The organism is Halomonas garicola, assembly GCF_055382465.1.
The window spans coordinates 1,121,087-1,133,932 of sequence record NZ_AP043931.1; the positions used below are offsets into that span (position 1 = coordinate 1,121,087).

At 64.9% G+C, this 12,846-nt stretch carries 11 protein-coding genes; 6 read left to right on the top strand and 5 right to left on the bottom strand.

The genetic code is table 11. The features are described from left to right. The first annotated feature begins 2 nt into the window (after positions 1-2). The 3 genes from gshA (at position 3) to rsd (ending at position 2,772) form a co-directional block, all read left to right on the top strand. Positions 3-1,643 (top strand): glutamate--cysteine ligase, encoded by a 1,641-nt coding sequence (gshA, locus tag ACZ46Y_RS05590; RefSeq protein ID WP_311954670.1) that lies wholly within the window; start codon positions 3-5, stop codon positions 1,641-1,643. A gap of 50 nt (positions 1,644-1,693) precedes the next feature. Next, positions 1,694-2,137, top strand: a complete 444-nt coding sequence (locus tag ACZ46Y_RS05595) for a disulfide bond formation protein B (protein ID WP_464380090.1) — start codon at positions 1,694-1,696, stop codon at positions 2,135-2,137. A 131-nt stretch (positions 2,138-2,268) separates the two neighbouring features. After that, a complete protein-coding gene (gene rsd / locus ACZ46Y_RS05600) occupies positions 2,269-2,772 on the top strand; it encodes a sigma D regulator (protein WP_311954677.1) in 504 nt (167 codons plus the stop codon). Here rsd and ACZ46Y_RS05605 read toward each other — a convergent pair. Both ACZ46Y_RS05605 and ACZ46Y_RS05610 read right to left on the bottom strand, forming a co-directional pair. Further along, a complete protein-coding gene (locus tag ACZ46Y_RS05605; RefSeq protein ID WP_311954680.1) occupies positions 2,723-5,809 on the bottom strand; it encodes an efflux RND transporter permease subunit in 3,087 nt (1,028 codons plus the stop codon). The two genes, rsd and ACZ46Y_RS05605, sit on opposite strands and share 50 nt — an antisense overlap. Further along, a complete protein-coding gene (locus ACZ46Y_RS05610; RefSeq protein ID WP_311954683.1) occupies positions 5,809-6,909 on the bottom strand; it encodes an efflux RND transporter periplasmic adaptor subunit in 1,101 nt (366 codons plus the stop codon). Before ACZ46Y_RS05610 ends, ACZ46Y_RS05605 begins: the two co-directional genes overlap by 1 nt. A 219-nt stretch (positions 6,910-7,128) precedes the next feature. On the opposite strand from ACZ46Y_RS05610, the gene ACZ46Y_RS05615 reads away from it, so the two are divergent. The 3 genes from ACZ46Y_RS05615 (at position 7,129) to ACZ46Y_RS05625 (ending at position 10,528) form a co-directional block, all read left to right on the top strand. Continuing rightward, positions 7,129-8,103 (top strand): malate dehydrogenase, encoded by a 975-nt coding sequence (locus ACZ46Y_RS05615; RefSeq protein ID WP_311954686.1) that lies wholly within the window; start codon positions 7,129-7,131, stop codon positions 8,101-8,103. A gap of 217 nt (positions 8,104-8,320) precedes the next feature. Beyond that, complete coding sequence (locus ACZ46Y_RS05620; RefSeq protein WP_311954689.1) at positions 8,321-8,734, top strand: DUF7282 domain-containing protein; 414 nt, start codon at positions 8,321-8,323, stop codon at positions 8,732-8,734. Between the two features lie 255 nt (positions 8,735-8,989). Beyond that, positions 8,990-10,528, top strand: a complete 1,539-nt coding sequence (locus ACZ46Y_RS05625; protein ID WP_311954692.1) for an acetyl-CoA hydrolase/transferase family protein — start codon at positions 8,990-8,992, stop codon at positions 10,526-10,528. A 22-nt stretch (positions 10,529-10,550) separates the two neighbouring features. On the opposite strand, the gene ACZ46Y_RS05630 is transcribed toward ACZ46Y_RS05625, so the two are convergent. Genes ACZ46Y_RS05630 through ACZ46Y_RS05640 form a run of 3 tightly spaced genes read right to left on the bottom strand, consistent with a single transcriptional unit; the run spans position 10,551 to position 12,609 of the window. Next, complete coding sequence (locus ACZ46Y_RS05630) at positions 10,551-10,964, bottom strand: YbaN family protein (RefSeq protein ID WP_311954695.1); 414 nt, start codon at positions 10,962-10,964, stop codon at positions 10,551-10,553. A gap of 29 nt (positions 10,965-10,993) precedes the next feature. Next, the gene (locus ACZ46Y_RS05635; RefSeq protein WP_311954697.1) at positions 10,994-11,383 is read right to left on the bottom strand and encodes a SirB2 family protein; all 390 of its coding nucleotides are present in this window, start codon (positions 11,381-11,383) and stop codon (positions 10,994-10,996) included. 32 nt (positions 11,384-11,415) lie between these two features. Further along, the gene (locus tag ACZ46Y_RS05640; RefSeq protein WP_311954698.1) at positions 11,416-12,609 is read right to left on the bottom strand and encodes an NnrS family protein; all 1,194 of its coding nucleotides are present in this window, start codon (positions 12,607-12,609) and stop codon (positions 11,416-11,418) included. Between the last annotated feature and the right edge of the window lie 237 nt (positions 12,610-12,846).

Sequence of the window (12,846 nt, forward strand, 5' to 3'; positions counted from 1 at the left end):
CCTTGTCTGAACCACTCACCGTGTCGTCCACGCTTGGCCAACGCATCGAGAAGCTGCTGCCGGCGGCACGCGACGGGCGCCTTGGCCGCCTGCGCCGGGGCATCGAGAAAGAAGGGCTGCGCGTGGATGCGAGTGGCCATATTGCCCAGACGCCACACCCCAAGGCGCTGGGCTCGAAGCTGACTCACCCGCACATCACCACCGACTATTCCGAAGCGCTGCTGGAATACGTCACGCCGGTGCTCAGCGAGCCCCGGGAAGCGATGGCGTTTCTTTCTGATCTGCACGCTTACAGCTATCGTCACCTGGAGGGCGAGTGGATCTGGCCGGCGAGCATGCCGTCCAGGCTCTCGGGAAACGATAGCGTGCCCATCGCCGATTACGGCAGCTCCAACTCGGGCGTCATGAAGCGCGTGTATCGCAAGGGGCTCGACGTGCGCTACGGGCGCATCATGCAGGCCATTGCCGGGGTGCACTACAACGTCTCGCTGCCCGATGAGATGTGGCAGGCCCTGCGCGAAGTCGAAAGCGAGGACGATACGGCGTTCAACGACTACCGGTCGACGCGCTATTTCAGCCTGATCCGCAATTTTCGTCGTCACAGCTGGCTGCTGCTTTATCTGTTCGGCGCGTCGCCTGCCATCGACAAGAGCTTTCTCGACGGCAAGAAAGTGCCTACCAAGCTCGAGCCGCTGGGCGACGATACCTATATAGCGCCCTACGCCACGACGCTGCGCATGTCCGATCTGGGTTACCAGAATACGGTGCAGGAGCAGCTCAAGATCTGCTTCAATTCGCTGTCGAACTACGTCAACACGCTGCGCAACGCCATTTCCACGCCCTGGCCGGACTATCAGGCCAAGGGGGTGAAGGTGGACGGCGACTGGCGCCAGCTCAACGCCAATATCCTGCAGATCGAAAACGAGTACTACAGCGATATCCGCCCCAAGCGCGTGGCCCGGTCGGGGGAAACCCCGAGCCAGGCGCTGGAGGCCCAGGGCGTGGAGTACATCGAGGTACGCTGTCTGGATCTTGACCCCTTCGAGCCGCTAGGCGTGAGCGAACCCCAGATGCGCTTTCTGGACACCTTTCTCATGTGGTGCCTGCTCAGCGAAAGCCCGTGGATTTCGGATGAGGAGTGCGACCACCTGGACGACAACCGCCGGCTGGTGGTAGAGCGCGGCCGGGACCCGGCGCTGCGTCTGAACAAGGACGGCGGCGCCATCAGCCTGCGCGAATGGGGCGAGCAGATCGTCGCCGAGATGGAGCCGGTGGCAGGGCTTCTTGATGCCGACGAAGACGGTACGCCGCACCTGGACGCCGTCGCTGCGCTTGCCCCGCGGCTGCAGGATGCCGCGCTGACGCCTTCCGCCCGGCTGCTTGAGCGGCTGCGCGAGGGGGACGGCTCCTTCGCCGACGTGGTGATGTCGCTGGCCCGGGATCAGGCCGACATGCTGCGCCAGCAGCCGGCCACCACCACCCGGGAAGCCCTGATGGAACAGCAGGCGGTGACCTCGCGTCAGCAGCAGCGCGACATGGACGCCGCCGACGAGCCGTGCTTTGATCGCTTTCTGGAAGATTACTTTGCCCAGGCGCGCGAGTCCCACGCGGTAACGCCGCTGAGCCTGGGAGCCGCCCGGTGAGGCCGGCGTGGGGGTGGCTGCCCCTGGCCGGCGTGGCGTTCTGCGCGTTGATGATGGCGGTGGCCCTGGGGCTTGAGCATATCGGCGGACTCGAACCCTGCCCGCTGTGCGTTTTCCAGCGCGTGGGCGTCATCGCCGCCGGGCTTACGCTGGCCGTGGCGGCGGGGCATAACCCTGGCGGTCGCATCGGTCGCAGCGTTTACGCCGTGCTGGGGCTCGTTGCCGTGGCCGGCGGGGCGTTCGTTGCCGGGCGCCACGTCTGGCTGCAGTCGTTGCCCGCAGACCAGGTGCCCAGCTGCGGCCCGGGGCTTGACTACATGATCGACGTGCTGCCCATGCAGGAAGTGATCGCCACGGTGCTTTCCGGCTCCGGCGAGTGCGCCGACGTTGACGCAGCGCTGCTGGGCGTTTCGCTCCCGGCCTGGACCCTGGTCGGTTTTATCGTGCTGGCGGCGTTTCCGCTTGCCATGCTGTGGCGCGCCGCCAAGCGTTGAAAGGCCCGGCGGGCGGCGGCAATTGACACCCGCGCGGGGAAAAGCGACTCTCTGGCTGACAGGCTGTCTGGTCTGCTCAGGGTCAAGCGGCCTTCGGCAGGTTGCCGCCGCTGCTGGAAAGGAGATTCGCCATGCTGGATCACTGCAACGATGCCCTGGAGCGCAGGGGCGGTGTGCACGACGTCATCGACCGCTGGCTAGTGCAGCGCAGGGCGCTGCTGGAGAGCCTCATCGTGCTTCAGGAGAGCTGCGATGCCGAGCTTTCCAAGGTCGACAAGGCGCATTTGGACACGTTCAGCGAGCGCCTGATGGACTACATCAGCGCCGGGCACTTCAGCGTTTATCCGCAGCTCGCCAAGGAGGCCCGCGCCTTTGACGACCACGCAGCGCTGGCGCTTGCCGGCAAGCTGCTCGAACGCCTGGAAATGTCGACCGAGCTGACCCTGGCGTTCGACGACGACTATTCAAGTCCGGTGCGCTGCCGGCAGAACCTGGGGCGCCTGCCGGCCTGGCTTGACCGCCTGGCCCGGGGGCTTGCCGAGCGCTTTGCTCTGGAAGATCAGCTGATCGCGCGGCTGCACGCGGTCAACCTCCCCGGCGACGGCGCTCGCCCAGCACCAGCATACAGGGCGTAAGCAAAAGCGTAAGGCCGGTGGCGAAGGTCAGCCCGCCGGCAATGGCGCTGGACATCTGCCCCCACCACTGGGTCGAGGGCGCGTTGAAACCCAGCGCCGGCGCCATCAGGTTGACGTTGATCCCCAGCACCATGGGCATCAGCCCCAGCACCGTGGTGATTGCGGTGAGCAGCACCGGACGCAGTCGCAGGGAGCCCGCTTCCAGCGCCGCCGCCGTCGGCGCCATCGGCTCGTTTGCCGTTTCGCCTCCCCGGCGCAGCTCGTTGTAGGTGTCGATCAGCACGATGTTGTTGTTCACCACGATGCCCGCCAGCGCAATGATCCCCATGCCCACCATGACCACGCCAAACGCCTGGCCGGTGACCAAAAGCCCCAGCAGCACCCCGGCGGTGGAAAACACAATCGCCGAGAGGACCAGCACAGCCTGATAGAAGCTGTTGAACTGGGTGACCAGAATCAGCGTCATCAGGCCGATGGCGACGGCGAAGGCGCTGAACAGAAACTGCGATGCTTCCTGCTGGTCTTCCTGCTGGCCGGCGACGTTGACCCGCGCGCCGTCGGGCAGCGTGCCTTCCAAGGTATTGAATAGCGCCTCCAGGCGCTCGGCGGACTGGGCCTCGGGCGCCAGGTCGGCCTTGACGGTGATCGCCCGCCGGCCGTCGATGCGGCTAAGCGTGCCTACCCGGGGCGACGGCGTGATATCGACAAAGTGGGTAATCGGCACCTGCCCGCGGGGGGTGTTGATGGTGAGACGTTCGAGCTGGTCAAGCGAGCGCCAGCCTTCGGGCATCCGCACGCGGATATCTACTTCGTCGTTGGCGGTGGGCGGACGGTATTCGGCAACTTTCAGCCCGTTGGTCAAAAGCTGCACGGCGCTGCCCACGGTGGTGACGTCGGCGCCCAGCCGGGCGGCGGCCTCGCGGTCGACCTTAATGCGCCACTCCACGCCCGGCAGGCTGCGGTTGTCTTCGATGTCGATAAAGCCACCCAGGTCGTGCATGGCGCGCTTGAGCTGATCCACGGCCTGGTTGGCCTTGTCGGGCTCGGCGGCGCTGACTTCAAGCACCACGGGCTTGCCGCTGGTGGGGCCCATTTCCTGCTCCTGGGTTTCCAGCACGATGCCGGGCAGCGAGGCGGTGCGCTCGAGCATATCGTCAAGGATGGCCCGGGCCGGGCGGCGCTTGTACCAGTCGATGAACTGAAACTGCAGCACGCCGATGACGTCGTTGCCCATCTGCTCGTTGGGCACGGCAAAGGAGCGGGCGTAAAGCGCTTCTACCTCGCCCATGCCGCCCAGGCGCTGCTCAACCCGTTTGACGATGGCGTCGGTTTCTTCGGCCGAGAAGTCGCCCCGGGCGCGTACCAGGACCTGGGCGCTGTCGGGCTCGACGCTGGGGAAGAAGTCCACCCCGTAGTTGAAGCGCGCATAGCCGCTGTAGGCCACGCCCATCAGCAGCACGGCCAGCAGCACCACCCAGCCCGGGTGGCCGAGCAGCCGTGCCAGCAGCTTCCGGTAGCCGCGACCAAAGGCGGTGGCGCCGGCGGGGGTGGCGTCGGCTGAGGCGACGCTGCGGCGGGTGAAGACGCTGCCCAGGGTCGGCAGAAAGACCAGCGCCATGGCAAGGGACGCCAGCAGGCACAGCACCACTGTGGCCGGCAGGTATTTCATGAACTGACCGACCACGCCGGGCCAGAACAACAGCGGCAGAAACACCACCAGAGTAGTGGCGGTGGAGGCGATGACCGGCCAGCTCATGCGCGTGGCGGCGGCAAGCCAGGCCTCGCGCGGGGCCATGCCTTCGCGCAGGTGGCGATCGGCCAGCTCGCTGACCACGATGGCGCCGTCTACCAGCATGCCGGCGACCAGGATCAGGGCAAACAGCACGACGATGTTGAGCGTGAAACCCAGCGCCCAGATCAGCATGATGCCGGTGAGAAACGCCCCGGGGATGGTCAGCCCCACCAGCAGCGAGGTGCGCCAGCCCATGGCCGCCACGACCACGATGAGCACCAGCACCACGGCGGTGAGCACGTTGTTCAGAAGCTCGCCGAGCATGTCTTCCACGGTGGTCGACTGATCGAGGATGGTGGTCAGGCTCAGCGCGTCGGGAAACTCCTCGCTGGCCGTGTCCATCAGCTCGTCCACCGCGCTGATGGTGGCGATAATGTTGGCCCCGGCGCGCTTGGAGATTTCCAGCACCACGGCGGGCTTGCCGGCAATTCGGGCAAAGCCGTCGGGGTCCTTGAAGGTGGGATGTATCCAGGCGACGTCGCCGAAGGTGACCACGCGGTCCTCTTCTACTTTGATCGGCATGTTCATGACGTCGTCGAGGTTTTCGATGATGCCGGGGACCTTGAGCGGCGTGCGCCCGGCGCCGGTATCGAGGCTGCCGGCGGCGACCAGGCGGTTGTTGTTGCGCACCCGGTTGAGCAGGGTGTCAAAGTCCAGCCGGTAGCTCGACAGCACCAGCGGGTCGACGACGATCTCCAGCAGGTCGTCGCGCTCGCCGGCGATCTCGACTTCCAGCACGTCGGCGATGCCTTCGATTTCATCCTTGAGCTGCCGGGCCACGGCGACGCGCTCGCGCAGATCCAGTTCGCCGGAAAGCCCCAGGGTAAGCACCGGAAACTCCGAGACGTTGACTTCGTTGACCCGGGGTTCATCGGCTTCATCGGGTAGGTCGCTGCGGGCGATGTCGACTTTTTCGCGGACGTCGGAAAGCGCAGTGTCGGCGTCAAAGCCGGCGTCGAACTCAAGCGTCACCGAGGCGTGGCCCTCGCTTGCCTGAGCGGTGAACTTGTGGAGCCCTTCGATGCCGCGCAGCTCCTGTTCCATGGGGCGAATGAGCAGCCGCTCGCCGTCTTCGGGGCTGACGCCGTCGAGGGTCATCGACACGTAAATGATGGGAATCGTGACGTCGGGGTTGGCTTCCTTGGGAATGACCTGCCAGGCGGCGATCCCGGCAAGCAGAAGCCCCACCAGCAGCATCAGGGTGGTGCGCGAATAGGTCATCGCGGCGTTGATCAGCTGGCGCATCAGCGTTCACCCTGATTGGCGCCGTCCGCCGGCACGGTCTTGACCGGGTCGTCGGGCTCGACCAGCCCGGCGCCCAGGGTAATCAGCCGGGTGGGGTCGGGCAGGCCGGCCACGTAGGCACGGTCGGTGTCGGCGCTGATCAGCTCGACGGCGGACTGCCTGACGCAGTCGTCGTCGCCGACGTGGCGCACGCTGAGCTCGCCGCTATCGTTCAGGCGCAAAAGCGCCGGGGACAGCGTATGCACCCGGCGCGTGGGCAGCTCGACGCTGAGCTCGGCGCTGGCGCCGGCCAGCCCGCGGTGCTCGGGGTTGGCAAGGGTCGCTTCCATGTAGAAACTGCGGGTGTCGTCCTCGGCGCGGCTGGCCACGTGAGTGAGCGTGCCTTCCAGGGCGTTGCCGTTAAGCAGCCGGGCAGTCACGCGCTGGCCTTCTTCGAGCGGGCCCACGTCCTGCTGGGAGACCCAGCCGATGCCTTTCAGCGTGTCGTCCGCGATCAGCCGCCCCCATTCTTCACCGGGCTGCACCAGCTCGCCCAGGTCCACGCTGATGCGATCGAGCCGGCCGGCAAAGGGGGCCTGGGGGCGGGTGTCTGCCTGCTGCTTTTCCAGCCGCGCGACCTCGGCGATGCCCTGGCTGAGCGCGGCGCGCCGGCGCAGCAGCTCGGACTTGGCAATCAGCTCCCGGCGGCGCAGCTTTTCTGCACCGGCAAGCTCCGCGCGGGCCAGCTCGACGTTGTCCCGGGCCTCCTTGAGGCGCTCGGGCAGGGCGTCGTTATCCAACACCAGCAATGTGTCGCCCTGGCTGACGCGCTCGCCCTGCTTGACCGGCTTATCTTGGACAAAGCCCTCGACGCTTGCCCGCAGCGCGACGTCGCGGGCGGCTTCAAGCTCGCCCTGCACCACCTGGACGGGCGTGTAGTCCATGCTCTCTATCTGTTGGATTTCAACGCGCGTGGGGGCGGGTTCGGAAATGGTGTCGGCGGGGGCATCGCGGCGAAAGGCGTTGAAATCCCCCAGCGCCAGCCACAGCGCCAGAGCGAGCAGGAGCAGGCTTGCCAATAGGTAGGAAAAAGGGAGTCGTGAAAATCGCTGTTGCCGCATGGGCGTTGTGTCTCTCGCTCGGATCATGGTGACGGCCGTTTGTTCGGTCGCCACAGGAAGCGCTTTAGCCTGCCCGATAGCGGGGCTCCGGCGCAACTCTGTACGGCCAAGGTCTGGCCCTTGACTGATTGTTTTTTGCCTTGGCGACGCCTAACATCAAAGCAGGGCGTCGCAGCGTTTGGCGTGGCGCACCCCAGGCGAAACAAACAAGGAGTCATGATGAAAGATCCCGTACGTATTGCGATTACCGGCGGTGCAGGGCAAATCAGCTACTCGCTTATTTTCCGCATTGCCGCAGGCGACATGCTGGGGCCGGATCAGCCCGTCATACTTCAGCTGCTGGAGATCCCCCAGGCCATGGAAGCGCTTAACGGCGTGGTGATGGAGATCAACGACTGTGCCTTCCCGCTGGTTCGCGATATCGTCGCCACGGACGATCCCGAAGTCGCCTTCAAGGACATCGACTATGGCATGCTGGTCGGTTCCAAACCGCGCGGCCCGGGCATGGAGCGCAAGGACCTGCTGGAAGCCAACGCGGCGATCTTCTCCGTCCAGGGCAAGGCCCTCAACGACTATGCCAGTCGCGACGTCAAGGTGCTGGTGGTGGGTAACCCGGCCAACACCAACGCGCTGATTGCGTCGTGCAACGCGCCGGATCTCGACGCCGGCCAGTTTACCGCTATGACCCGCCTTGATCACAACCGCGCCATGACCCAGCTGGCCCAGCAGACCGGCAAGCACGTCAACGACGTGGAAAGCCTGATCGTCTGGGGTAACCACAGCGCGACCCAGTACCCGGATATTTCCCAGTGTCGGGTTGAGGGCAAGCCGGCCCTGGAGCTGGTCGAGCGCGACTGGTACGAAAACGACTTCATCCCCACCGTGCAGCAGCGCGGCGCGGCGATCATCAAGGCCCGCGGCGCCTCATCGGCCGCCTCGGCGGCGGCGGCGGCCATTGACCACATGCACGATTGGGCGCTGGGCAGCGACGGCATCGTCAGCATGTCGATTCCCGCCGACGGCAGCTACGGTATCGAGGAAGGCATCATCTATTCCTACCCGGTGCGCTGCAAGGGTGGGAGCTATGAAATCGTCCAGGGCTTCGAAATCGACGCCTTCAGCCGGGAAAAAATGCAGGCTACCGAAAATGAGCTGCGCGAAGAGCGCGCGGCGGTAGAGCACCTGCTGGGCTGATTGGCCGGCTTTGCCGCGGATGGCCTCGCCGGGTTCTCCCCCGTCGGGGCGGTAAGAATGAGGCAGCAAAAAGCAGGCAATATGAAAATGGAAAAATGACGTGTACAGATCGCGCTTTGTTGTCTAGCTTGAAAAGTGCGCAGCGGCAGAATGACCTGCCGCACCGAACTAGCGCCCTTTATGCTTTACACTCGGGCGCTACTCAAGGAGGTACCGTATGACACTTCGCAACGTCTCCCTCTCGATGATGCTGGCACTGGGTCTCGCCGGCACCGCAGGCACGGCAATGGCAGCTGACGGGCCGTCCCTCAAGGCGGACCCCCAGTCGCCGGGCAATGAAGTGACCGTCAGCGTAACGGCTGATGAGAAAGGCTTCGTGGTTATCCACGACAGTAACGAGGAAGGCAAGCCCGTCGCTCCGGCGTCCATCGGCCATGCCGCCATTGACGGCCAGGATGAAGTGACCGTCGAAGTGGACCGCGAGCTTGAGTCCGGTGATAAAGTGTTTGCCATGCTGCATGAGGATACCGGTGAAGAAGGCAAGTACGAGTTCGGCGAAGGCTCTACCGACGTGGATCCGCCCATGATGGCTGACGGTGAGCCCGTGGTTATCCCCGTCGACGTCGAGTAATTTTCCGGCGTTTGTCACCGCCGTATGCAGGTTTAGGTAGACAAAACGGTGTAAACGCAGCGTAACGCAATGGCTCCGGTCCGCCGGGGCCATTTTTTTGTACCCTGCCTTTGGCCGCCCCGAGACGCCGATCCCCCGTGCAACTTTGGTCGTGAAACGCGGCGTTTTGCGCTGTGGCATGGCATCATGCGCCGCGGTAAGCGGCAGCGGGGCAGACCCGGTTGCCGTCGCGACGTGTCTGCTGAAGGAGAACCCATGTTTGACGAGGATTTGGCCAATGAGCGCTGCCGCTGGCCCCGCTGGCGCGACAGGCTGCGCACCGCCGAGGAAGCCGCGGCGCTGATCGAGGACGGCATGACCGTGGGAATGAGCGGCTTTACCCGGGCCGGCGAAGCCAAGGCCGTGCCCCGGGCGCTGGCCGAGCGGGCCGGTCGCGAGCCGCTTTCCATCACGCTGATGACCGGCGCATCGCTTGGCAACGACCTGGACAAGCTGCTGACCGAGGCCAACGCGCTTTCCCGGCGTATGCCGTTTCAGGTGGACGCCACCCTGCGCCGGGCGATCAACGACGGCCGGGTCATGTTCATGGACCAGCATCTGTCCGAGACGGTGGAGCTTCTGCGCAATCGCCAGCTGGCGGAAATGGACGTGGCGGTGATTGAGGCCTGCGCGATCACCGAAGACGGGCATATCGTGCCGACGACGTCGGTAGGTAACTCGGCAAGCTATGTCGAACAGGCCCGGCAGCTCGTGATCGAGCTCAACCTCGACGCGCCCGCAGCCCTTGAAGGGCTGCACGACATCTATATTCCGCAGATGCGCCCCACGCGCCCGCCAATTCCCGTAGTGGCGCCGGACACGCGCATTGGCACGTCGTACATTCCCGTGAATGCCGACAAGGTCGCCGCCATTGTTATTACCGGCGGCAAGGACAGTCCTTCAACGGTGCTGCCGCCGGATGCCGATACCCAGCGCATTGCCGACCACCTGATCGGGTTTTTTGCCGACGAGGTAAAAATTGGCCGCCTGACGCCGTCGCTGCTGCCGCTGCAGGCGGGCATCGGTAATATGGCCAACGCCGTGATGAGCGGTTTTGCCGAAGGACCTTTCGAACACCTGACGATGTATTCCGAAGTGCTCCAGGACTCGACCTTTGACCTGCTCGACAGCGGCAAGCTGGACTTTGCCTCGGGCTGCTCTATCACGCTGTCGGAGGAGTGCGGCGAGCGGGTGTGGAACGATATCGAACGCTACCGCGACCGCCTGGTGCTGCGCCCCCAGGAGCTGTCCAACCATCCCGGCATTATCCGCCGGCTGGGCATTATCGCCATCAACACAGCGCTCGAGATGGATATCTACGGCAACGTCAACTCCACTCACGTGGGCGGCACCAGGATGATGAACGGCATCGGCGGCTCCGGAGACTTCGCCCGTAACGCCCAGCTGTCGGTGTTTATCACCAAATCGCTTGCCAAGGGTGGCGATATTTCCAGCATCGTGCCCTTTGTCAGCCACGTCGACCATACCGAGCACGACGTGGATATCCTCGCCACCGAGCACGGCCTCGCCGACCTGCGCGGGCTGGCCCCGCGGGAGTGCGCGGTGCAGGTCATCGAACGCTGCGTCGATCCTTCCTACCGCCCGGCGCTGCGCCGCTACTTTGCCGATGCCTGCAAGCGCGGCGGACACACCCCGCACTGCCTGGAGCAAGCGCTTGGCTGGCATATAGCCATGGAAGAAGAGGGCCACATGCGCCGTTTTCGCAGCGAAGAAACCGCCGACGCCGCTTCCTGAACGGAGCGTCAACAGCGCAAACTCAGCGGCGCGGCGGCCGCTGCGGGTTGGCGGTAGGCCTTGACGGCGTGGCAGTAGCGTCGGGGCGGGTGGCGATGAAGATCGCCACGCCGGTGAAGAAAAGCGCCAGCGCAACCAACAGCCAGAGAGAGGCGCCGCCCAGCCAGAGCGTAACGAAGCTGAAGGCTAACAGAGCATAGGCGGTGAGCTTGGCCCGGGGTGGGATAGCCCGCTGTTCGCGCCAGGCATAGAGGTAGGGGCCAAAGCGCGGGTGGTACAGTAGCCAGTTGACAAGCCGCGGCGAGCCTTTGGTGGCGGCCCACAGCGCCAGCAGCAGAAACGGCGTAGTGGGCAGCAGCGGCAGCACGATACCGGCGGCGCCGAGGCCAATACAAAGGTAGGCCAGTGCGCTCCAGGCTAGAGGGGCAAAACGCATGTCGAGCCTCCTTTGAGCGGTCAGCCGTGCTACATGGCGGCAAGCCAGGAAAGCGCGCTGTGCTGGTTGGCGGCTCCCAGAATGTAGGCAAACACCACCACGGCGGCAACGGCAAACAGCGCCCGGCTAGCCGGCGTAGCGCCGCGCTTGATCGCCACGGTACCGAGCAGGATATAGGTCACCAGCGCCACGATCTTCGCTGTAAGCCACCCCGGCAGCGGCCAGAAGTTGAGCAGCACGGCAAGCGCCACGCCAAACGCCAGCAGCGCGGTGTCGATGACATGCGGCGCAATTTTGACCCAGCGTGCCTTGAGCACGCTGTTTTCGTTGACCGACCAGAACGCCCGCAGCACAAAGAAGATAATGCTCAGATAGGCTGCGGTAACGTGCAGGTGCTTAAGGGCGGAGTAACTTTCCATGGGGGCGTTCCTGTTGTCAGTGTGTTCCGGCGCTAGCCGGCCTTGCCGTCCGGCCGCGGGCTCGCCAAGGGGACCACATAATAAAGGAGAAAGGCCACATAGCTGATGCACCACGCGATAATGGTCAGGCTATAAACCCAGTGGCTGGTTTGCGGATACAGCCATAGCCACGCTGAGCGCATCAGCGCTGCGAAGACCATCAGTCCCAGGGCGATGCCGATACCCGGCAGGGTGCGGATGATACGGCCGGTATGCCCAAGCGATACCCGAGACATCATCGACAGCATCATGGTGCCCATGCCGCCGATGGCAAGCGCGTGCAGCGCCGTTTCGATCCGTTGGCCGCCGGCGTGCTCGATGGCCCACATGAAAAGCCCCAGCGGAATGAAGGCGTAGCTGGCGTGCAGCCCCCACAGCAGCGGCTCGCGCAGGATCCCGACGTGATACCAGCGCGACAGCCGCCAGGCGTTGGCCGTCGCCGCTACCAGCAGCGCCGGCACCAGCAGCGCGTGAGCCAGCCCCAGCCCCGCAGCGGAGAGTATCTGCAGTACCAGCACGGCGACAATGCCGCCCAGACTGGCCGCTTCCAGCGGGCGCAGCCGGGAGGCCTGTTCGACCCCGAGCTTGCGCGAGGTAAAGAACGGAATCACCCGCCCGCCGAGCAGCGTCATAACCAAAACGATCAGCAGCATGGCAGAGTGGCTGGCTTCGCGAACCAGCGCGCCGTCGCCCTGCTGCGCGCCCAGGTGCATGGCGCCGTTGGCGCAGGCAAGCGCTACCAGCAGTGGCACAAACGCCAGGTTGCGCCACATGCGCACGGCAATCACCCGCCGGGCCATGGCTATCGCCGCACAGGGCAGAAACGCTACGTCCACTGCCAACAGCAGCGCCGGCGGCAGCGAGGCGCCGTAGGCTAAAAGCACGCGCGCGCCAAGCCACAGCGCGGCAAGCCCGAGAAGCGGCCAGCCGGCAAGGCCCGGCCGGCCGGTCCAGTTCTGCACCGCGGTGAGCAAAAACCCGACGATGATGGCGCTGCCAAAGCCGAACAGCATTTCGTGAGGGTGCCACCAGAACATGCCGCCGTAAGGCGACAGCCAGAGGTTGCCGTGCCAGAAAGCCAGCCAGGCGAGCAGGGCCAGCACGCTGAACACGGCACCGAGCAGGAAAAAGGGGCGAAACGCCAGGCGCATGAGCGGCAGGCGGCGAAGTAAGGTGGTTTCCTTCATGGACGATTCCTGACGGTTTTACTGGGGAATGCGTCTCAGCATACGAAAAACGCATTCGAAATGCATGATCTGCGTCAATGTGCTGCAGCGCCTAGCCAGAGCTATGCGATGACAGGTAGCGGGCAGCATGCGCCCACTTACTTACCTGTCATGGCGAGCGAAGCGTGGCCATCTCGGGGTTTCTTTACCGTGCCACCGCAGCCACGAGATCGCCACGTCGCTGCGCTCCTCGCGACG